This is a genomic window from Agrobacterium rosae (assembly GCF_002915175.1).
In the GTDB taxonomy this organism is placed as follows: Bacteria; Pseudomonadota; Alphaproteobacteria; order Rhizobiales; family Rhizobiaceae; genus Agrobacterium; species Agrobacterium rosae.
The window spans coordinates 249,770-271,262 of sequence record NZ_NXEJ01000001.1 but is presented as its reverse complement, the minus strand read 5'-3'; the positions used below and the strand labels follow the sequence as shown (position 1 = coordinate 271,262).

The window sequence follows — 21,493 nt, the reverse complement described above, 5'->3', positions numbered from 1 at the left end:
TTGCGTCCCCACTTTGCAACGGGAACGCAATAACACAAATGGAGTAAGAATGCTCTTCCATAAATTGAATCATGTTTAACGGAAGTGCATTTTCAACAGGTCTAGTGGGCGGCTGCCAGCTGCTGCGCTGGCTGCGGGATGGCGGCGGCTGCGGCTTCGATACGCTTTCCGCTTTCCTTATCGAAGAAATGCAGCTTTTCCGGCGCGATGGAAAGCGACAATTCCTGCGGAATATCGGTCTCTGATGCGCAGGCAACGGTCAGTGCCTGCTCTCCCAGCATACCGTGGATCAAGCGCTGCGAGCCAAGCTCTTCGATATATTCGACGCGGAACGGCATGCCCGGCTCTGCACCGTGAACGAAGCGCAAATCCTCGGCGCGCATACCGACGGTCACTGGACCAGATGCGGGCGCATAACCGTTGAGCGACAGAACTGTTGGGCCGATGGCGAGACGATCACCATGCAGTTCGCCCGTGAGAAGGTTCATGGCAGGCGAACCGATGAAGCTGGCAACGAAGGTGGACGCAGGCTTGTGGTAGACTTCGAGCGGCGCGCCGATCTGTTCGATACGACCGGCATTCAGCACCACCAGACGGTCTGCCAATGTCATGGCTTCCAGCTGATCATGGGTGACATAGATGGAGGTGGTGCCGAGGCGGCGTTGCAGGCGCTTGATTTCGCCGCGCATGGAGACGCGCAGCTTGGCATCGAGGTTCGACAACGGCTCATCGAACAGGAAAGCAGCTGGCTTGCGCACGATGGCGCGACCCATGGCGACACGCTGGCGCTGACCACCGGAGAGAGCGCGGGGCTTGCGATCCAGATAGGGCTGAAGCTCCAGCATTCGGGCGGCTTCCGCCACACGCGCATCGATTTCGGCCTTTGGCGTCTTGCGGTTTTTCAGGCCGTATTCCAGATTTTGACGCACCGACATATGCGGGTAGAGCGCGTAGTTCTGGAACACCATGGCGATGTCGCGATCGGCGGGTTCGACGTCATTGACGACGCGGTTACCGATAGAGACGGTGCCATCGGAAATTTCTTCCAGACCAGCGACCATACGCAAAAGGGTGGACTTGCCGCAGCCCGAGGGGCCGACAAGCACGATGAACTCACCATCCTTGATGGAGATATCCACATCGTGCACGGCGCGCATGCCGTTTGAGTAATCCTTGCAGACCTGTGTGATTTCGATCTCGGCCATTTCAGGTATCCTTATTTATCGCTTTCGGTGAGGCCCTTGATGAACCAGCTCTGGAAGATGACGACGATCAACACAGGCGGCAGCAGGGCCAGAACGGCAAGCGCGAAAGCTTCGTTGTAATCGGGAATTTGCGAACCGACCCAGACTTGGAGGATCGACTTGATACCGCGCATGATGGTGAAGAAGCTCTCATCATTGGTCATCAGCATGGGCCAGAGATACTGGTTCCAGCCATAGACGAACATGATGATGAAGATGGCGGCCATCATGGTGCGCGACAGGGGCAGCAGAATATCGATGAAGAACTTGACCGGCCCTGCCCCATCAATGCGGGCGGCTTCCAGGATTTCATCGGGCACGGATTTGAAGAACTGCCGGAAATAGAAAGTACCGGTGGCCGAGGCCAGAAGCGGCACGATGAGGCCGGTATAGGAGTTCAACAGCCCCAATTTGCTCATGACCTCATAGGACGGCATGATGCGCACTTCGAGCGGCAGGAGCAGCGTGGTGAAGATGATCCAGAAGGCGAACGTGGCAAAGCGAAAGCGGAAATAGACGATGGCATAGGCCGCCAGCATCGACAGCACGATCTTGCCAACCGCAAAACCGATGCCGAGGATCAGCGAGTTGATGACCATGTTGAGACCGGTCACCTGACCGGTGAAGCCGCCCTTCTGGGTGAGAACCTTCTCATAGGTGCCGACGAAATTGTCGCCCGGCAGGATGGCGAGACCATTCATGTGGATTTCGGCAGCGGTATGGGTCGACGTCATGAAGGCGACGAGAACCGGCACCATCAAAAACAGCGAGCCGATGATGAGAATGAGGTGGTCGAGGGGTTTTGTCTTGTACATGTCGGATATCCCTCAACCGTAATGGATGCGTTTTTCGAGGAAGCGGAATTGCAGGACCGTCAACACGAAGACCACGATCATCAGAATGACGGATTGCGCCGATGAGCCACCAATATCGTTGCCGCGGAAGCCATCCAGAAACACCTTGTAGACAAGGGTAATGGGGTTGTTGGCAGCCTTGTCCTTCACCATCACGTCGATCACCGCAAAGGTATCGAACAGCGCATAGGTGATGTTGATGATGAGCAGGAAGAATGCAGTGGGCGCGAGCAGCGGCATGATGACCGTCCAGAACCGGCGAAAACCGGAGCGGCAATCGATGAATGCGGCTTCGCGCACCGAGACCGGAACGCTTTGCAGGCCCGACAGGAAGAAGATAAAATTATACGGGATCTGCTTCCAGACAGACACGAAGATCATGGCAAAGGCGGTGTCGAAATAATTGACACCCACCTGCATGTGCCAGCCAAGGGTCGCGGCAATCTTCACGAAGGGGCCAATGTGCTGATCGAAAAACATCATGCCGATGAGGCCAGCCACCGGCGGGGCGATGGCGTACACCGAGATCAGCATCGTTTTGTAAGCGGACGCGCCGCGAATGATCGCATCGGCTTTGACTGCCAGAAGCAGGCCCAGCGCTAGCGAAAAAACGGTGACGAGCACGGTGAAGACAACCGTGAACTTGGCGATGCTGAGATATTCGGTACTGAACAGCGCATCGGAGTAGTTGGAAAGGCCGACGAAGGTGGACCCGAAACCGAAAGGGTCTTCGATGTAAAACGAGGACTGAACGGCCTGAACGGAAGGCCAGTAGAAGAACACGAAAATGACGAGCAGTTGGGGTGCGATCAACAGATAGGGCAGCGCGGAAGAGGAAAACTGCACCCGTTTTGCCGGTTCAGCTTTTACCACGGGCTTTTTTGCCTTGGCGATGAAGCCGGGTAGGAACCGCACGGGACGCGGTTGTGAAGACGTATAGGCCACGCGCGCAAACCTTTATGTGTTGTGGGCCTGCCAAGTGAATGGAGGGAGGCCGGGATTATAGAGGGGCTTTGCATTCTTACTCGACGTCATCCTCGGGCTTGTCCCGAGGATCTAACCACGTTCAATGTTGTGGTTCGTTAGATCCTCGGGACAAGCCCGAGGATGACGATGGAGTGTTGGACGAGCCTTCCAAGCAACCAACGAACCTCCCCTCGTCAGGAAGGGAGGTTCGTCTTTTTCAAGCTAAAGCTGATTAGCCAGCGGTCTTGGCGAAACGTGCCAGAAGTTCGTTGCCTTCCTTCTCGATGATCTCGAGAGCTTCCTTTGGCTGAACTTCGCCAGAGAAGATGCGGCCGTATTCGCGTTCCATCACAGTGCGAATCTGTGGGTAGAAGCCGAGACGGTAGCCCTTGGACCATTCGCCACCTGGAAGGGAAAGCTGCTTGATGCCAACTTCGGCAACTGGCTGCTTTTCGTAGTAGCCTTCCTTCTTGGCCAGTTCGTATGCTGCCTGCGTGATGGCAACGTAACCGGTTGCCTGGTGGTAGAACTTCTGGATTTCAGGCGATGTCAGGAACTGGAAGAAGTCGGCAACGCACTTGTTTTCACCTTCAGGCTTGCCGGACATGGCAAACAGGGCCGCGCCGCCGATGAAGGAGTTGGTGCCAGCGCCCTTGATGGAGCCCCAGTAAGGAAGGAATGTTGCCGAGAACGGCATCTGTGCCGTCTTCTGCAGGCCACCGAAGGAGCCGGAAGAACCGATCCAGAGTGCGACCTTGTTTTCTTCGAACGGCTTCTGGTTATCGTTCCAGCCAGCACCGTAATAAGCAAAATAACCCTGATCCTTCCAGGACTTCAGCTTGTCGAACATCATGACGAGGTTCGGGTCGGTGACCTTCAGCTTGGTGTCGACAACGCTGTCGTAACCATTGTTGTTGGTGGCGAATTGCAGGTTGTTGCGCGAGAAGAAGTTCTCGGTGAACTCCCATGTCAGCTGCGTCTGAACGAGCGGAATGAAACCGGCTTCCTTCAGCTTTGGTGCCGCTGCTTCAAACTCTTCCCAAGTCTTTGGTGCTTCAACGCCAGCCTTTTTCAGGGCTTCGGTGTTGAAATACATGATCGGAGCGGAAGAGTTGAATGGCATGCCGACGAACTTGCCATCAGCGGCAGCGAAGAAGCTGCGTACGCCGGGAATGAAGGCTTCGCGGTCGAACTTGTAACCAGCCTTGGTGATGATGTCTTCAGCAGGAATGACAGCGCCCTTGGCGTTGATGATGGTGGCGGCACCGGCATCGAAGACCTGAAGAATGTTCGGCTGTTCGCCCGAACGGAAGGCAGCGATGCCGCTGGCCAGAGCTTCTTCGTAAGAGCCCTTGGAAACCGGCGTTATAGCGCACGCGCTCTGGGCGGCGTTGAACTTCTGGGACACTTCATTGATGACTTCGCCATTGCGGCCACCCATGCCGTGCCACCAGGTGATGTTGGTCGCCGCCATGGAAGACGTCGCCGAAAACGTGATGGCCATTGCGGCCATGGAAAATTTCTTGATCATAGTTTCGTCCTCTACCGCCCTTGTTGGCTGAGGATGCGAATAGGCCCCTTCCATGACGGGGTTTTTACAATTTCATGTCAGATTTATTACAGCACAACCTAATCAAGCAGCACGACGAAAAGGATGCATCAAATGCGAGTATCGGCACCTTTCGGGATGATCTTTCGCGCCGGATTTCCGACGACAGTCTGACCGGGTGCAACGTCTTTCGTGACAACGGAGCCTGCACCGACAATCGCGCCCTCACCGATGGTTATTCCGGGCAATAGGATTGCGCCGCCGCCGATCCAGGCATTGTTGCCTATCATGACGCGTTTCGCGATCTCGATACCTTGAGCGCGGGACTGTATGTCCCGGTGATGGTCGGCGCAGTAGATCTGCACGCCCGGGCCAAGCATGCATCCATCACCTATTCTGACAGGGGCGGAATCGAGGATGACGCATCCGGTGTTCAGATAGGTGTTTTTGCCGAGCGATATGTTGAAGCCATAACTGCAATGGAACGGCGCTTCGATGAAGGCACCATCTGCGGCCGATCCAAGAAGGGTTCGCAGAAGCGGTGCCATCGCGCCGCGCGCATCCGGTGCCATGGTAGCGTGCTGGTGGACGGCGAGCCTTGCCTTTGCGCGAAGGGCATCGAGCTCTTCATCCAAGCAGCAATACCATTCCCCAGCGGCCATTTTTTCCCGCTCGCTGCGCATAGGCTACCCTTTCAAAAGGCGTCGATGAAATGTTTGGGCAGGCGGCGCGGCAGGACCGCGACGATATCGAAGCGTTGCGACAAAGCAGCGGCATCCTTTCGGCGGGACAGCCACAGGTCTGCGGCAGCGCGAATTCGGTTTTGCGAGGCATAGCTGACGGCATCGACCGCGCCGGTCTCGGTGCTGCGCGCCTTGACCTCGACAAAGGCGATAACGTCTTTCTTTCGGACGATCAGATCGATCTCTCCCAGTCGCGTGCGGTGTCGCAGGGCAAGGATGCGGTAGCCTTTGACCATCAGGTACAAGGCCGCCCAATATTCAGCCCTGTGACCGCGCTGTTCGGCGCGGCGTTTGTTGTTCGCCTCACGCGCCATCATTATCCTTCAGGTCGAGAATACGCTGGTAGAGCTCCTTGCGCGGCAGGCCTGTGAGTTTGGCGGCTTCGGCGGCGGCTTTCGCTGCGGGCATGGTGGACACCAAGTCCTTCAGCAGCTTTTCGACATCTTCCATATCGGGAATTTCGTCATAGGAGGGCGGCTCTATCAACAGCACGATCTCGCCTTTGACGATACGGTCTTCATTATAGAACTCCGTGAGCTCGCCCAACGTGCCACGGCGGAATTCTTCAAAGGTCTTGGTCAGTTCGCGGCAGACGACGGCGCGGCGGTTCGGCCCCAGCACTTCAGACGCGACCTTGATGGTGGCACAGATGCGGTGGGGGGATTCGAAGAACATCATGGTCGCCGGTATCTTGGACAGTTCGGAAAAGCGATCGCGCTTGCCCTTGTCTTTGACCGGCAAAAAACCTGCGAACATGAAGGCGTCGCTGGGCATGCCGGAACCGACGAGTGCTGCGAGCGGTGCCGACGCGCCGGGGATAGGCACGACGCGGTGGCCTGCGTCCAGCGCCATCTGCCCGAGGCGATAGCCGGGATCGGAGACCAGCGGCGTTCCTGCATCAGACACCAGAGCCACGGATTTTCCGGCATCCAGCGCAGCGATGAGTTTCGGGCCTGCCTCTTCGGCATTGTGTTCGTGATAGGAATAGGGACGGTTGCGAATGCCGTAACGGTCCAGCAGAATGCGAGTGACGCGGGTGTCTTCGCAGGCCAGCACATCGGCGGAGGCCAGCGTTTCCAGCGCTCTTATGGTGATATCGCCGAGATTGCCGATGGGGGTGGCGACGAGATAGAGTGCGGCATCGATGGGGCGTGCCGGAACCGTGAAGCCGCCGACCTTAAAACCGCGCCCTGTGGCGTCTGCGTCTTCTGTAGACTGTTCGCTCAAAGCATCATCTGTCACTGCATCATTCCCGTCATGTCTCATTTCCATGTCTTTATGGGCAAGACGGGGCCTTCGAACAAGGGCAGTTCTTGGCGCTCAACTCATGTAAGCAAATGTATAGAGTGGAAAATTGAGGAATGACGCGGTCTGGCCTCTTGCCTTTTCCTCGATAACTCTGCCATTTTGCCCGTCCACATTATCCGGCCCAAAATGCCGGAGACACTATATTGGCGATCCGCGCTATACAGGATCGCATCGGTTGAAAGCGGAAGTCTTCATGCGTATTACCCTCGAGCGGTCGAACCTTCTGAAATCGCTGAACCACGTTCACCGCGTGGTGGAACGGCGTAACACGATCCCGATTCTGTCCAACGTGCTGCTGCGCGCATCCGACGCCAAGCTCGACATGAAGGCGACCGACCTTGATCTCGAAATCACCGAGGCGACACCTGCCATGGTGGAACAGGCTGGTTCGACCACCGTACCTGCGCATCTGCTCTATGAAATCGTGCGCAAGCTGCCGGATGGTTCCGAGGTTCTTCTGGCCACCAACCCCGATGGTTCGACCATGACGGTTGCGTCCGGTCGCTCGAAGTTTTCGTTGCAGTGCCTGCCCGAAACCGACTTCCCCGACCTGACCGCCGGAACGTTTAGCCATGTCTTCAAGCTGAAGGCCGCCGACCTGAAGATGCTGATCGACCGCACACAATTTGCGATTTCGACAGAAGAGACGCGTTATTATCTGAACGGCATTTTCTTCCACACGATTGAAAGCGGCAATGACCTGAAGCTGCGCGCTGTCGCCACCGACGGTCACCGTCTGGCGCGCGCCGATGTGAATGCACCGTCGGGTTCCGAAGGAATGCCCGGCATCATTATTCCCCGCAAGACGGTTGGCGAGTTGCAGAAGCTGGTCGACAACCCTGAACTGGAAGTCACAGTCGAGGTTTCCGATGCCAAGATCCGCATTGCGATTGGCGATATCGTTCTGACGTCCAAGCTGATCGACGGGACATTCCCGGATTACCAGCGCGTCATTCCGACCGGCAACGACAAGGAAATGCGCGTCGATTGCCAGTCTTTCGCCAAGGCGGTGGACCGCGTCTCGACCATTTCTTCCGAGCGTGGCCGTGCCGTGAAGCTTGCGATTACCGAGGGGCAGTTGACGCTGACCGTCAACAACCCGGATTCGGGCAGCGCGACGGAAGAAGTGGCCGTGGGTTACGAGCATGACGGCATGGAAATCGGCTTCAATGCCAAATACCTGCTGGATATCACCGCGCAGCTGTCCGGCGAAGACGCGATTTTCCTGCTGGCCGATGCCGGGTCTCCGACGCTGGTGCGCGATACTGCGGGCGACGATGCGCTCTACGTGTTGATGCCGATGCGGGTTTAGGGCTCTCTCATTTAGTAAAACTGCGGAAAATGCCGGTGATGCCCTCACCGGCATTTTTGTTTGCGGATTTGCAAGAGTTTGTTAAGATTTTCCTATTGCGACATTTTTCATTGTCTTTACGACAGAGCAAAACAACATATCGCCACAGTTTCACCAAATGTTGTTTTGACGGAACATAGAGGGGGACCGAATGGGACTGAGCCTGAAACAGCGCTTCGGCAGAAAATTCGAAGAGGAAATTCGTTTCTTCAAGGGAATGGTGAACCAGCCGAAAAAGGTTGGAGCAATCGTTCCGACCTCCGGTGTGACCGCGCGGCGCATGGCCAGCGTCATTACCCCACAATCCGGCCTTCCCGTTCTGGAGCTTGGGCCTGGAACCGGCTGCATCACCAAGGCGATATTGGCGCGCGGCGTGAAGCCGGAAAACGTCACAGCCATCGAATATTCCACCGACTTCTACCAGCAACTGCTGCGCAATTATCCGGGTGTGAACTTCATTAATGGCGACGCCTTCGATCTGGATACGACATTGGCGGCGCAGAAAGACCAGATGTTCGATTGCGTGATTTCTGCCGTGCCGATGCTGAACTTCCCGATGGCCGAGCGGATCAAACTGCTGGACGAGTTGCTGAAGCGGGTTCCACATGGACGTCCGGTGATCCAGATTTCCTATGGTCCGGTATCGCCGATTGTCGCGCAACCGCATCTCTACCACATCCGCCACTACGACTTCGTGGTGCGCAACATTCCCCCGGCGCAGCTGTGGACCTACACCCGCGCCTAAGTTAACCTGCGTTCATGTACGCACTTTACATTACCCACCCGCAGGTCAGGATCGAGGCGAATGTCCCGGTCCCTTCATGGGGTCTGTCCGACATCGGACGGGCGCGGGCGAGAAGAGCAAGCGCCCTGCCCTTTGCCAAATCCCTGCGACGTATCGTTTCCAGCACCGAGAAGAAGGCCGTCGACACGGCACAGATTCTGGCCGCTGCCAGCGGTGTCGCCTATGAGACTGCTGATGATCTGCACGAGAATGACCGCAGTGCGACGGGCTTTCTGCCACCCGATCAGTTCGAACGGGCGGCGGACTGGTTCTTCGCCCATCCGCAGGCCAGCTATAAGGGCTGGGAGACGGCGGTCGATGCGCAAGCCCGCATCGTAACCGCCATAGATGCGATCCTCGCCAGCCATGATCCGACGCAGCCGATCGCCTTTATCGGGCATGGCGGCGTGGGGACCTTGCTGAAATGCCACCTCGCAGGAAGCGAGATTACCCGAAGCGCCGACCAGCCGCCGGGCGGTGGAAATCTCTTCTGTTTTACCCTTGCAGACAGGCGCATCACATGCGACTGGACGGCAATGGAAACGTGGCAGGGGATGACACTATGACCGCACGCGAGCGCCTGATCGTCGGGCTTGACCTTCCAACCGTGGCCGAGGCCGAAAAGATCGTCACCGCATTGGGCGATGATGTCCTGTTCTACAAGATCGGCCACCAGCTGGCTTTTGCGGGCGGGCTGGAATTCGCCAAGGAACTGACTGCCAGCGGCAAGAAAATCTTCCTCGATATGAAGCTTCTCGATATCGACAACACGGTCGCATCGGGGGTTGAAAACATCGCCAAGATGGGCATGTCGATGCTGACGCTGCACGCTTACCCCAAGGCCATGCGCGCCGCGGTAAAGGCGGCGGAGGGTTCAGGCCTGACGCTGCTGGGCGTGACCGTGCTGACCTCGATGGATGATGCGGATTTGATCGAGGCCGGATATCAGGGTGACGCCCGTTCGCTGGTCTTGAAACGCGCCGCTCAAGCACGCGATGCCGGCATGGGCGGCATCGTCTGCTCAGCGGAAGAATCTGCTGGCGTGCGTGAGATCGTGGGAGCCGACATGGCGGTGGTGACCCCCGGAATTCGCCCTAAAGGTGGCGATGCCGGTGACCAGAAACGGGTCGTCACGCCATTCGACGCCATCAAGGCCGGTTCAAGCCACCTTGTTGTGGGCCGCCCTATCGTGAAGGCTGCCGACCCGAAGGTCGCTGCGCGCGCCATTCTGGATGAGATGACACAGGCACTTTAAGGAGAAGACGATGGCAAAAGGTTACTGGATTGCCCGCGTGGATGTGAATGACGCGGAACGCTACAAGGACTATGTTTCCACAGCAAAGCCTGCCTTCGAGCGGTTTGGCGCAAATTTTCTGGCACGCGGCGGTGCGGTGACACAGCTTGAAGGACAAGGTCGGGCCCGCAATGTCGTGATCGAGTTTCCTTCGGTGCAGCATGCGCTGGATTGCTATCATTCCGAGGAGTATCAGGCTGCGCTGAAAATTCGCAAGGAAACCGCCGATAGCGACCTCATGATAGTCGAGGGCGCCTGACCGTCATCGGCTCCGTATTCGTGGGACTTTCAATGCGAATACGGTTCTCTCTTCCCGTTGTATCTGCTTTAAGCTAAGAGACGGAAACGCATATATTCAACGCTTCGCAGGAGCCTCCCATGCCTTTGGCCAACCTTCCCCCTCTCGTCACCGTTTTTGGCGGTTCGGGCTTCGTCGGACGGCATGTGGTGCGTTTTCTGGCCAAGCGCGGCTATCGTATTCGGGTCGCCGTTCGCCGCCCTGATCTGGCGGGTTTCTTGCAGCCGCTGGGCAATGTCGGGCAGATTTCCTTCGCCCAGGCCAACCTGCGCTACAAGGATTCGATCAACAAGGCCGTTGAAGGTGCCGACCACGTGGTCAACTGCGTCGGTATTCTGTTTGAAAGTGGCCGCAACACATTCGACGCCGTGCAGGAATTCGGCGCGCGTGCCGTGGCAGAAGCCGCCAAGAATGCCGGTGCGACACTGACGCATATTTCCGCCATCGGTGCCGATGCCAATTCGACCGTTGGTTATGCCCGCACCAAGGGCCGCGCCGAAGCCGCGATCCGCTCCGTTTTGCCGGATGCCATCATTCTGCGTCCTTCGATCGTGTTTGGACCGGAAGATGATTTCTTCAACAAATTTGCCGGCATGGCGCAGCGTATGCCGTTCTTGCCGCTGATCGGCGGCGGCCACACCAAGTTCCAGCCGGTCTATGTGGAAGACGTGGCCGAAGTCGCTGCCCGCAGCGTCGATGGTGCCTTGAAGCCCGGCACAACCTACGAATTGGGCGGACAGGACATCATGACGTTCCGCGACTGTCTCGAGGCGGTTCTCGCCGCCACCTATCGCCAGCGCCCGCTGGTCAATCTGCCCTTCGGCATCGCCTCGCTGATGGGCAAGATCGCGTCGATGGTGCCGCTGATCACGCCGCCGTTGACGGTGGATCAGGTGACGATGCTGAAGACAGACAATGTGGTGTCGAAAGAGGCGGAAAATGCTGGCCTGACACTCGACGGCATCGGCATCACGCCCGTGCGCGTGGCTTCCGTTCTGCCTTCCTATATGGTCAGCTACCGCACCCACGGGCAGTTCAGCAATGCGGGTAAAGCTGCCTAAAAAAGGCATGCAACCAATTTTCAAGTGAAGAGTTATGCTTCCGGACGGCGGTGGATTCATCCACCGTCCGATACCATTATGTGGGGGCACATCATGAAAACAGCGTTTCATCGGTACAAGCGTGGCACAAGCGCAACTGTGGACAAGAGTTCACATTAACCCGGTGTTCAGCAACCTGCTTTATTGCTAAACGCCACATCCAACACACATTCTCGAACCTAACAATCATCGCGTGGCGGCCTGGTCCGTCTCGTTCATCGTCTGAAAGGCAAGTATCAAATGGGCAGGTCTATCGCACTCTTTTTTGCGTGTGCGGCTTTGGTTGTTCTAGCAGGTTCGTTCATGGCACCGGGTACGGTTGCCGCTGGCAAAACCGGTTGTTCGCCAGCATATGGCGTCGATCCATGCGCTACGAGCTCGATCTCGGCAAACTGATTGATTTTAAGCAAAGCAGTCTTTGCTGAATTTTCTAAAAGCGCCATCGATCCGTCGACGGCGCTTTTTTCATGGGCAAAGACATCTATTTACCCTGAAAGAGCAGTGGCATCAGAGCCAACGTTAAACTTGTCTTAAAAAAGCTGGACTTATAGTTTCTGCAAAAGCGACCGCTTGTCCGCCTCTTGGCGATAAAAGACAAAACCATCCCTTAATCAAAAAATTTGAGTGCCAATGCCAACTCTCTATCATTCTCCAATGTCGACTGCCTCGCGATTCGTTCGGCTCATTTTGACCGAATACGGTTTCCAGGCTGATCTGGTCGAGGAGCAGCCCTGGGAAAAGCGGCGGGAGTTTCTGGCACTCAACCCGGCAGGCACGCTGCCGGTCTATCTCGACGACAATATGCGTTCGCTCTGTGGTCCCTATGTTCTGGCCGAATTTCTGGATGAGACCCATGGTGTCCTGAAACGTGACAGGCGCTTGCTGGCTGAAGACCCGTTCCAGCGCGCGGAAATCCGCCGTCTGACGGAATGGTTTCTGCAGAAGATGGAGACCGACGTGACGCGCCCGCTGGTGCGTGAACGCGCCTACAAGCTGCAAATGTCCACCGCCCAAGGCGGTGGCCCGCCAGACAGCAAGCTGTTGCGCACCGCACGCTCGAATGTTCATCAGCATATGAAGTATCTGGAATGGCTGGCGGGATCCCGCACGTGGCTGGCGGGCGACAGGCTGAGCTATGCCGACCTTGCCGCAGGCGCATCCGTTTCCATTCTCGACTATCTCGGCGAGATCAACTGGCTGGAAGCACCGATTGCCAAGGAATGGTACCAGCGCGTCAAATCACGCCCCTCCTTCCGCCCGCTTCTGGCCGAACGCGTGCCGCGTCTTGCTCCCTCCTCCCATTATGCCGATCTCGATTTTTAGCCTGATACAAAAGCTTGCTATATAATGACGCGTCATGCCGGTGCCGACCGGCAGCAATCGCGGGAGACACGCCATCGATACGGCATTGCAGAAGCAGCAGGTGCGCGCGGCTAAGCTGACGGATTTCGTCCGGTCGGAAGCGCTCTCGCTTGGCTTCGATCTCTGTCGCATCACCGCACCGGACAGCATTCCGCAGGCTCCGGAACGATTGCGGGAATTTATCGACAACGGCTTTCACGGCACCATGGGCTGGATGGAAGAGACGCAAGAGCGCCGCGCAGACCCGAAGACATTGTGGGGCGACGTCCGTTCCGTGGTGATGTTCGGCTTGAATTACGGGCCGGACGAAGACCCGCGCGGCATTCTGGATAGGCCGGACAAAGGTGCCATTTCCGTTTATGCCCGCAACCGCGATTATCATGACGTCATCAAAGGACGTTTGAAGGAAATCGCGACCCGCTTTGCCGCAAGGGCTGGTGAAGACGTCAAAGTCTTCGTGGATACCGCTCCCGTGATGGAAAAGCCGTTGGCGGCGGCGGCTGGACTTGGCTGGCAAGGCAAGCACACCAATCTCGTCAGCCGCACACATGGTTCCTGGTTGTTTCTGGGCAGCATGTTTACCACGGCCGAGCTTCAACGGGATGAGGCAGAGAGGGACCATTGCGGCTCCTGCCGGGCCTGTCTCGACGCCTGCCCGACCAATGCTTTCCCAGCGCCATACAAGATCGATGCGCGGCGCTGCATTTCCTATCTGACGATTGAACACAAAGGCCCGATACCACTTGAGTTCAGGCCGATGATCGGCAACCGCATCTATGGTTGCGATGATTGCCTGGCTGCCTGCCCGTGGAACAAGTTTGCCGCAAGCGCTTCCGAGATGAAGCTGCAAGCGCGTGACGACCTGAAAGAACCGTCCATCACCTTTCTGCTGACGCTTGATGATGCGGCGTTTCGGACATTCTTCAGCGGGTCGCCGGTGAAGCGCATCGGCCGCAATCGTTTCGTGCGTAACGTATTGATTGCAGCGGGAAATTCCGGTGACAGCGGCTTCATTGCGCAGTGTCAAACGCTGGCACAGGACAGCTCGCCGGAGGTCCGCGCCATGGCCGTGTGGGCGCTTTCACGGTTGATGGATGGCGAAAGCTTCACTACCTACGCAACGACCCGCGCGCCGGAAGACGATTCGAACGTGCTGGACGAATGGCGGATGGCAGGAGTGTAAATGTCGCATCTGATGATTTTCGGTGCCGGATATTCCGGCAAGGCCATCGCCAAAGCCCTTCAAGGCAGGATGGCCAGAGTATCCGGTACGACACGCGGTGAAGACAATATCATGACCCTGCAATGCCAGGCGATAGCGCCCTTCATCTTTAACGGAGAGACGTTGAGCGATGAGTTGCGCGCAGAACTTGGCAATGTCACGCATCTCGTTCAATCGATAGCGCCCGGTGCGTCTGGCGATCCGCTGCTGCGGCTTTGCGATGGCGACCTCAAAAGCGTGATGCCAAAATTGCAGTGGGCCGCCTATCTCTCCACTGTGGGTGTCTATGGCAACCATGACGGTGCATGGGTGGATGAGAACACACCCTGCCGCCCGGTCTCTGCCCGCTCTACCGAGCGTGTGGAGGCGGAAGACGCGTGGACAGCGGCGGCTGATAAGGCTGGCATCCCCGTCTGTATCCTGCGGCTATCGGGCATTTACGGACCGGGGCGCAACGGCTTCGTCAATCTGGAAAAAGGTACGGCGCGGCGGTTGGTGAAGAAGGACCAGGTGTTCAACCGCATCCGCGTGGAGGACATTGGCGCGGCGACGGACTTCCTGATCGACAGACATATGGGCGGTATTTTCAACGTGACGGATGACGAGCCGGCCCCGCCGCAGGATGTCGTCGCCTTCGCTGCCGACCTGATGGACATGGAGCCGCCAGAGGAACAGGCATTCGAGACGGCCGAACTCAGCCCCATGGCACGCTCCTTCTACGGAGAGAACAAACGCGTCTCGAACCACAAGCTGCAAGAGTTGGGGTTTGTCTTTAGCTATCCGAATTACCGACAGTCCCTGCAGCAACTCTGGAACGATGGCCTGTGGCGAGATGAATAAACGTTCACATTCATTGCGATGAAAAATCCTTCCAAAGGCACTTTTCAGGAAGGAATTAATCGCATTTTGGCCATTTAACCTTTTGTTAATGCGCAAATTTGGCTAAAATTTTCATGCTTTGGAAAAATATTTCATCATGATTTCGTGATCCGACTCACATGATTGCGGTTGCGCAACGAATTTCTTGCTTATTGTTGATTCTAAATAAATTTTTCCTGAAAGCATCGAAGGCTATCTAAATCGAGACTGCTTTTTCAAATCACAAATGTTACACTCTGTAACACTTCGTGATTAGCGCTCGGCCATTTTTTGCCATTTTTCCCTCGCTCTACACTCACCTCAGTTCAGTTAGCCTAGTTTATCGGCGCGGGGCCGAGTATCAGGGAAGCACAGTTTGACGAATATACGACGCATGACTTTTGCGGCTGCGACTATAGCCGCTTGTTCCATCCTCACTCCACTTGCAGCACATGCAGCGAATGGCTGTGGCGGCGCATCCTGGTATGCGCTGAACTCCAAAACAGCCTCCGGCGAGCGAATGAATCCTGCAACGCTGACAGCGGCGCATCGTTCGCTAAGGTTCGGCACCAAGGTCAAAGTCACGAACGCCAACAATGGCAAGGCCGTTGTCGTTCGCATCAACGACCGTGGTCCGTTCATCAAGGGTCGCGTTCTGGATCTTTCCAAGGCTGCCGCCAAGAACATCGGTATGGTGAGCTCCGGCACGGCAAAAGTCTGTTACGAGGTCATCGCTTCCAAGTAAGCGCGTGAGCGAAGCCACGGTTCTTTAGCGAATTCTTCGCAAAGACTTGCCCTCGCCACCATTCGCGTCTACCAACCGCCATTCATGATGATGAGGTAGACAATGCGTTTGGGCGGGCGTTTAGCCGGGGCTATAGAAGTGTTGGCAGATATCGAGGCGCGCAGACGCCCCGTCGCCGACGCACTGAAAGACTGGGGACTGGCGCATCGTTTTGCCGGTTCCGGCGACAGAGCCGCCATAGGCAACATCGTCTACGATGCCCTTCGCATGAAACTTTCCCACGCATGGCTGATGGACGATGATAGCGCAAACGCGCTTGGCTACGCCGTCATGCTGCGGCAATGGGGCAAATCCGCCGAACAGCTGCTGGCGGAATTCGACGGCGACAAATTTGCGCCCGAGCCTCTGGCCGAAACCACGCTGAGCGCCTTTGCATCACGCGCGCTATCCGATGCCCCTGCCCATGTGCAGGGCGATATTCCAGACTGGGTACAGGCGTCTCTCGAGTCCTCCTTCGGAGAAGACTGGCTGCGACAGGCACAGGCGCTGAACCAGCGCCCGACGCTCGATCTGCGCGCCAACACGTTGAAAGCCAACCGGGCAAAGGTCGTGAAAGCACTGGCGGACGCTGGTGCCGAGGCCACGCGCCTTGCCCGCCAGGGCGTGCGCATTGCCGCTGGCGAAGGTCCATCACGCCTGCCCAATGTCACCGCCGAGCTTTCCTTCCAGAAAGGCTGGTTCGAGGTTCAGGACGAGGGATCACAGATCGTGGCCGATCTGGCCGGTGTGCAGGAAGGCGAACAGGTTCTCGATTATTGCGCGGGCGGCGGCGGCAAGACGCTGGCCATGTCTGCCAGCATGAACAATAAGGGGCAGGTTCACGCCTTCGATACCGACCGCAAGCGTCTGGCCCCCATCATCGAGCGGTTGAAGCGGGCTGGCACGCGCAATGTGCAGGTTCATGATCGCGCCGAGGGACTGAAAAGCTACATCGGCAAGTTCGACCGCGTTCTGGTCGACGCCCCCTGCACCGGCACCGGCACATGGCGCCGCCGCCCCGACACCAAATGGCGGCTAACGCAGCGCAATCTGGAAGAGCGCGTCGAGCAACAGGCTCAGGCGCTGGATCAAGCCAAAACCTTCGTACGGCCCGGCGGCGAGTTGCTCTATGTGACCTGTTCGGTTCTGCCGGAAGAAAACGAGCGTCAGGTGCGCCGTTTCTGCGCGGAGAACTCAGAGTTTTCCATCCGGTCTGCGCTGGATCGCTGGACGGGCATTTTTGGTGCCGATGCCGCAAAGCCGCATTCGGCCGATGGCGAGACCATAACGCTGACGCCTGCCACGACCGATACGGACGGCTTCTTTTTCTGCTCGATGAAGCGGAACGCCTGAGCGTTTTACAGCCAACGGGATTGCCGGATTTGAGGGATGTCAAAATCCGGCAGCCTGCTTGGAAAGCTTCTAAACTAGAATATTTGACACAAGTTTGTGATTGGTTCAGAACTCGCCTTCACGGCCTCGTTACGAGAGAGCTGATAGGAGAGATCATGTTTCGCAAAACCGTTTTAGGCGCAAGTCTTGCGCTTCTGGCCACATCCGTGACCCTCACCGCACTTCCCGTCCGCGCCGCGACCGATCCGGCAGCCGTGGTCAAGCATTATGCTGAACTGGGCCATGCGAAATATCAGGATGCGCTGACGACAGCGGAAACACTGGACAAGGCCATCGACGCGCTGATCGCAACGCCGAGCGAAGCAAATCTGAAGGCTGCACGCGAAGCCTGGATCAAGGCCCGCGTGCCCTACCAGCAGACGGAAGTGTATCGCTTCGGCAACCCGATCGTCGATGAGTGGGAAGGCAAGGTCAATGCGTGGCCGCTGGACGAAGGCCTGATCGATTACGTCGATAGCTCCTATGGTACCGAAAGCGACGAGAACGAGCTTTATACGGCAAACATCATCGCCAACAAAAAGATCAAGGTTGGTGGCGAAGAGGTGGATGCCTCCAAGATTACGCCGGAACTGATTCAGAGCCTTGCGGAAGCGGGCGAAGTGGAAGCCAACGTCACCACCGGCTACCATGCCATCGAGTTTCTTCTGTGGGGCCAGGATTTGAATGGCACCGGACCCGGTGCGGGCAACCGTCCTTACACCGACTATGACACCAAGAATTGCACCGGCGGCAATTGCGACCGCCGCGCCGATTATCTCAAGGCCGCCTCCACGCTGCTGGTCTCGGACCTGAAGGAAATGGTGGCCAACTGGGCACCGGATGGCGAAGCGGCAAAGACGGTGGAAGCTGACCCGAAGAAGGGCCTGACCGCCATTCTGACCGGTATGGGCTCTCTGTCCTATGGCGAACTGGCGGGCGAGCGCATGAAGCTAGGCCTTCTGCTGCACGATCCAGAAGAAGAGCATGATTGCTTCTCGGACAACACCTACAATTCGCACCTCAACGACGCCATCGGCATCGCTGCTGCCTACAGCGGCGAATACACGACGGTAGACGGCAAGAAACTGACCGGCCCCTCTCTTTCCGAACTCGTCGCTGCCAGCGACAAGACGCTGGATGCGGAAATGAAGGCCAAGCTGAACAAAACGCTGGATGCCATGCACGCCATGGAAAAGCGCGGCCAGACGGTTGAGGCCTATGACCAGATGATTGCCGAAGGTAACAAGGACGGTAACGCCGTTGTGCAGGCGGCAATTGACGGGCTTCTGGATCAGACCAAGACGATTGAACGCGTGATTGCGGCGCTTGATCTCGGCAAAATCCAGCTGGAAGGTTCTGACAGCTTGGACAGCCCGAACGCGGTGTTCAAGTAAGACGATATAATGCGGGCCGCGTGGTGACATGCGGCCTGTCTACTGCTGCCAGACGTTTTGCAGGCGGATCATTTTGCGAAAAACAAGGTTCACTCTCCATCAGGCCGCGAACTGGCATGACAGTGGCGCGACCGCGTCCCTAAACCCGATGTGTAAGGTTTCATGAGACATTTGCGGCAACTACGCCTTTTCTGTCTTCTGTTTATCTTGGCAGCTAGTAGTATCGCCATAACCCACGACAGTGCGCTTGGCTCACCCCCCTCTGTCCTGCCGGACATCTCCCCCACAGGTGGGGAGATCAGCCAGTCTCACGCTCTCCGCTTCATCCGCGACGTTGAAGATATGCGAGAGGTCGCCACTTGCCAATCTCCCCACCTGTGGGGGAGATGTCCGGCAGGACAGAGGGGGGTAAGCCAAGCGCACCATAGTGTATTGGGCGGCACCGGAGCCGAAACCACTACCCGCAACGATCTCTCCACCGCAGACCTTACGCGCGTAACCCGGATCACACGCCCCACAGCGGATTTCTCGAAAGCCGAACCATCCGAGGCCATGTCCGCCGGAGCGGCAACCACCACGGCCACAACCGATCCCTTCTCCCAACCATCCGCCAACATGAGCTTCGAGCGCGGCCAGGACTTTAAGCTGGGCAATGCGCTGTTTCAGAAATTGTGGGTGTCCTCGCCGTCGTCCACGCAGGCGTCCGACGGGCTGGGACCGCTTTACAATGCCCGGTCGTGCCAGACCTGCCACATCAAGGACGGGCGCGGGCGACCGCCGGTGGAGAATGAGGATGCGGTGTCGATGTTCCTGCGGCTTGCCCGCCCTGCCCGCACGCCGGAAGAAACAAAGGCGATAGCCAGCCACGATGTCTTGAATTTTCCTGACGCGACCTATGGCAGGCAGCTTCAGAACCTTGCGGTTCCTGGCCTCAATCCCGAGGGCAAGCTTGCCATATCCTATGAGGAGCAGACGGTGACGCTGGGTGATGGCGAGACCGTATCGCTCCGCAAGCCAAGCTATGGCATCGAGGGGCTGAGTTATGGGCCGCTGGAACCGGACACTACGCTGTCTGCCCGCATTGCCCAGCCGACGCTGGGGTTGGGCTTGATCGAGGCCATTGCGGATGAGGATATTCTCGCCAATGCCAGGCCTGGCGGTGGCAGACCGGCATGGGTGCGCGATCACCGCAGCGGCGCGTTGAAGCTGGGTCGTTTCGGCTGGAAGGCGCAGAATGCCAGAGTGCGGGATCAGGCCGCCAATGCGCTGTCTCACGATATCGGCATATCCTCGCCGGATGCGCCCAATGCCTTTGGCGACTGCACGGACAAGCAGACCGACTGTCTTTCCATGCCGACCGGCGTGCAGAAGCGGTTGGGCGATGTGGAAGCGCCCTCGCCGGTTCTCGATCTGATGACATTCTACACCGAAAATCTGGCCGTGCCTGCACGCCGCAATGTTGATGACCCGCAAGTTCTGCGCGGCAAGCAGCAATTTTATGCGGCGGGATGTGCATCCTGTCACATGCCGAAATTCGTCACCAAGCGCGACACGAACGACCCGCTGCATTCCTTTCAGCTGATCTGGCCCTATTCCGATTTTCTGCTGCACGACATGGGCGATGGCCTAGCGGATGGGCAGCAGGTGGGTGAGGCTGGCGGGCGCGACTGGCGCACCCAGCCGCTATGGGGTATCGGCCTGACGCAAGCCGTCAACGGCAATGGCTTTTACCTGCATGACGGGCGGGCGCGCAGCCTGACCGAAGCAATCCTATGGCACGGCGGCGAGGCACAAACAGCGCGCGATGCTTTTGCTGCCTTGCAAAAGTCTGACCGACAGGCTTTGCTGACATTTCTGGAGTCTCTGTGATGGACAATGCGATGCGAAAATTTCATGCCCTTCTGCCGCTCGCTTTTCTGATGAGCTTCAGCACGGCGCTGGCGCAGGATGTGGAGCTGATGCCACCACCGCCTCTCGACCCGGTGAAGGTGCGCAGCGTGATGGCAAAGGCCGTGGATGGCTTCATCCGCCCCGGCTATGATGGTTTTCGCGATAGCGCCAAGGCGCTTGAGGGCAAGATGCAGGCGCTGTGCGCCGCCCCTTCCGCTGACACGATGGCAGCGGCGAAAGCGGGCTTTGCCGATGCGACGCATGCATGGGCAGGGATCGAGATAGTCCGCGTCGGTCCCGTTATCGAGCAGAACCGGTTCGAGCGGGTGCTGTATTATCCCGACAAAAAGGGCCTTGGTCTCAAGCAGGTGCAGCGTTACCTTTCGGAAAAAGACGAGAGCGTGACGACGCCGCAGGGACTGCGGGCGAAAAGTGTCGCGGCGCAGGGGTTTGGCGCGCTGGAATATGTGCTTTACGGCACTGGTTCCGATGATGTGACGGCTGCGAAAAACAGTTTCCGCTGCCGTTATGGCGCGGCTATTGCTGGCAATATCGCCAATATCGGCACTGAGCTTTCCGACCTCTGGGATGCGCCTGACGGTACGGCGAAGAATTGGAAGGAACCGGGGCCGGATAATCCCGTGTTTCGTGATGAACGCGAGGCGCTGGTGGCGCTGCTGGGCATTCTGGTGCACGGCTCCGAAGCCATTCGCGACCAGCGCATCGAGACCTTCTACAAAGGCCCGGACAATGTGAAATTTCCGCGCACCGCGATCTACTGGCGCTCGGGCCTGACATGGACGAGCATTGGCGACAATGTGGCTGCGGTGCAGGGCCTATTGCACAAGGCTGGCATGAGCGATCTTCTGCCGCCCGACCAGCGCTCCATCATCAGCTCCATCGATTTCATTGCCAAATCCATGGTTCGAGTAGCATCCACCATCGAACCCGATGTCGAAAAGGCGCTTGATGACGACAAGCAACGCGCCAAGGTCGATTATCTGCTTCTGAACGGCAAGGACCTGATCTACCGCATCAACGATCAATATGGCGGGGCCATTGGCCTCAGTTCCGGCTTTTCCTTTGCGGATGGGGATTGA

The 21,493-nt window shown here is 57.5% G+C and carries 22 protein-coding genes; 14 read left to right on the top strand and 8 right to left on the bottom strand.

Annotated features, from left to right (window positions below):
• Positions 1-101 precede the first annotated feature (101 nt).
• The 7 genes from CPJ18_RS01385 to rsmI form a co-directional block, all read right to left on the bottom strand.
• Complete coding sequence (locus CPJ18_RS01385; RefSeq protein ID WP_103656698.1) at positions 102-1,205, bottom strand: sn-glycerol-3-phosphate import ATP-binding protein UgpC; 1,104 nt, start codon at positions 1,203-1,205, stop codon at positions 102-104.
• Positions 1,206-1,216: 11 nt separating this feature from the next.
• Complete coding sequence (gene ugpE / locus CPJ18_RS01380; RefSeq protein ID WP_077107449.1) at positions 1,217-2,059, bottom strand: sn-glycerol-3-phosphate ABC transporter permease UgpE; 843 nt, start codon at positions 2,057-2,059, stop codon at positions 1,217-1,219.
• A gap of 12 nt (positions 2,060-2,071) precedes the next feature.
• A complete protein-coding gene (locus CPJ18_RS01375) occupies positions 2,072-3,043 on the bottom strand; it encodes an ABC transporter permease subunit (RefSeq protein ID WP_083716661.1) in 972 nt (323 codons plus the stop codon).
• Positions 3,044-3,296: 253 nt separating this feature from the next.
• Positions 3,297-4,595, bottom strand: coding sequence for an extracellular solute-binding protein (locus CPJ18_RS01370; RefSeq protein WP_103656697.1), 1,299 nt, complete (start codon positions 4,593-4,595; stop codon positions 3,297-3,299).
• Positions 4,596-4,723: 128 nt separating this feature from the next.
• Positions 4,724-5,296, bottom strand: coding sequence for a sugar O-acetyltransferase (locus tag CPJ18_RS01365; RefSeq protein WP_103656696.1), 573 nt, complete (start codon positions 5,294-5,296; stop codon positions 4,724-4,726).
• Positions 5,297-5,307: 11 nt separating this feature from the next.
• Positions 5,308-5,673, bottom strand: coding sequence for a YraN family protein (locus CPJ18_RS01360; protein WP_407026449.1), 366 nt, complete (start codon positions 5,671-5,673; stop codon positions 5,308-5,310).
• Positions 5,660-6,628: a 16S rRNA (cytidine(1402)-2'-O)-methyltransferase gene (rsmI, locus tag CPJ18_RS01355; protein WP_407026448.1), complete on the bottom strand. Its 969-nt coding sequence runs from the start codon at positions 6,626-6,628 to the stop codon at positions 5,660-5,662. The genes CPJ18_RS01360 and rsmI overlap by 14 nt, the downstream gene beginning before the upstream one ends.
• Before the next feature lie 229 nt (positions 6,629-6,857).
• On the opposite strand from rsmI, the gene dnaN reads away from it, so the two are divergent.
• The 6 genes from dnaN to CPJ18_RS01325 all read left to right on the top strand — a co-directional run bounded on the left by dnaN (position 6,858) and on the right by CPJ18_RS01325 (position 11,452).
• On the top strand, positions 6,858-7,976 hold the full coding sequence (dnaN, locus tag CPJ18_RS01350) for a DNA polymerase III subunit beta (RefSeq protein WP_045230012.1): 1,119 nt from the start codon (positions 6,858-6,860) through the stop codon (positions 7,974-7,976).
• 190 nt (positions 7,977-8,166) lie between these two features.
• Positions 8,167-8,760: a phospholipid N-methyltransferase PmtA gene (gene pmtA / locus CPJ18_RS01345; protein WP_103656695.1), complete on the top strand. Its 594-nt coding sequence runs from the start codon at positions 8,167-8,169 to the stop codon at positions 8,758-8,760.
• A gap of 14 nt (positions 8,761-8,774) precedes the next feature.
• Entirely contained in the window at positions 8,775-9,365 is a 591-nt protein-coding gene (locus tag CPJ18_RS01340) for a histidine phosphatase family protein (RefSeq protein WP_077107454.1), read from the top strand.
• Positions 9,362-10,054, top strand: coding sequence for an orotidine-5'-phosphate decarboxylase (gene pyrF / locus CPJ18_RS01335; RefSeq protein ID WP_103656694.1), 693 nt, complete (start codon positions 9,362-9,364; stop codon positions 10,052-10,054). The genes CPJ18_RS01340 and pyrF overlap by 4 nt, the downstream gene beginning before the upstream one ends.
• Before the next feature lie 10 nt (positions 10,055-10,064).
• A complete protein-coding gene (locus tag CPJ18_RS01330) occupies positions 10,065-10,352 on the top strand; it encodes a DUF1330 domain-containing protein (protein ID WP_103656693.1) in 288 nt (95 codons plus the stop codon).
• Between the two features lie 119 nt (positions 10,353-10,471).
• On the top strand, positions 10,472-11,452 hold the full coding sequence (locus tag CPJ18_RS01325; protein WP_103656692.1) for a complex I NDUFA9 subunit family protein: 981 nt from the start codon (positions 10,472-10,474) through the stop codon (positions 11,450-11,452).
• Positions 11,453-11,727: 275 nt separating this feature from the next.
• Here the strand turns inward: CPJ18_RS01325 and CPJ18_RS26710 are convergent, their stop codons facing one another.
• Positions 11,728-11,934, bottom strand: coding sequence for a hypothetical protein (locus CPJ18_RS26710; protein WP_167397794.1), 207 nt, complete (start codon positions 11,932-11,934; stop codon positions 11,728-11,730).
• A gap of 187 nt (positions 11,935-12,121) precedes the next feature.
• On the opposite strand from CPJ18_RS26710, the gene CPJ18_RS01320 reads away from it, so the two are divergent.
• From CPJ18_RS01320 to CPJ18_RS01285, 8 genes are all read left to right on the top strand, one after another.
• The gene (locus CPJ18_RS01320; protein WP_077107458.1) at positions 12,122-12,814 is read left to right on the top strand and encodes a glutathione S-transferase family protein; all 693 of its coding nucleotides are present in this window, start codon (positions 12,122-12,124) and stop codon (positions 12,812-12,814) included.
• Positions 12,815-12,848: 34 nt separating this feature from the next.
• Positions 12,849-14,036 (top strand): tRNA epoxyqueuosine(34) reductase QueG, encoded by a 1,188-nt coding sequence (gene queG / locus CPJ18_RS01315; RefSeq protein ID WP_103656691.1) that lies wholly within the window; start codon positions 12,849-12,851, stop codon positions 14,034-14,036.
• The gene (locus CPJ18_RS01310; protein ID WP_103656690.1) at positions 14,037-14,915 is read left to right on the top strand and encodes an SDR family oxidoreductase; all 879 of its coding nucleotides are present in this window, start codon (positions 14,037-14,039) and stop codon (positions 14,913-14,915) included.
• A gap of 394 nt (positions 14,916-15,309) precedes the next feature.
• Entirely contained in the window at positions 15,310-15,678 is a 369-nt protein-coding gene (locus CPJ18_RS01305) for a septal ring lytic transglycosylase RlpA family protein (protein ID WP_103585147.1), read from the top strand.
• A 102-nt stretch (positions 15,679-15,780) separates the two neighbouring features.
• Positions 15,781-17,070 (top strand): RsmB/NOP family class I SAM-dependent RNA methyltransferase, encoded by a 1,290-nt coding sequence (locus CPJ18_RS01300; protein ID WP_103656689.1) that lies wholly within the window; start codon positions 15,781-15,783, stop codon positions 17,068-17,070.
• 155 nt (positions 17,071-17,225) lie between these two features.
• On the top strand, positions 17,226-18,503 hold the full coding sequence (locus CPJ18_RS01295) for an imelysin family protein (RefSeq protein WP_103656688.1): 1,278 nt from the start codon (positions 17,226-17,228) through the stop codon (positions 18,501-18,503).
• Between the two features lie 432 nt (positions 18,504-18,935).
• Positions 18,936-20,372: a di-heme oxidoreductase family protein gene (locus CPJ18_RS01290; RefSeq protein ID WP_245445274.1), complete on the top strand. Its 1,437-nt coding sequence runs from the start codon at positions 18,936-18,938 to the stop codon at positions 20,370-20,372.
• Positions 20,372-21,493 carry an imelysin family protein gene (locus tag CPJ18_RS01285; RefSeq protein ID WP_103656686.1) on the top strand — a complete coding sequence of 374 codons (1,122 nt, stop codon included), beginning with the start codon at positions 20,372-20,374 and terminating at the stop codon, positions 21,491-21,493. The genes CPJ18_RS01290 and CPJ18_RS01285 overlap by 1 nt, the downstream gene beginning before the upstream one ends.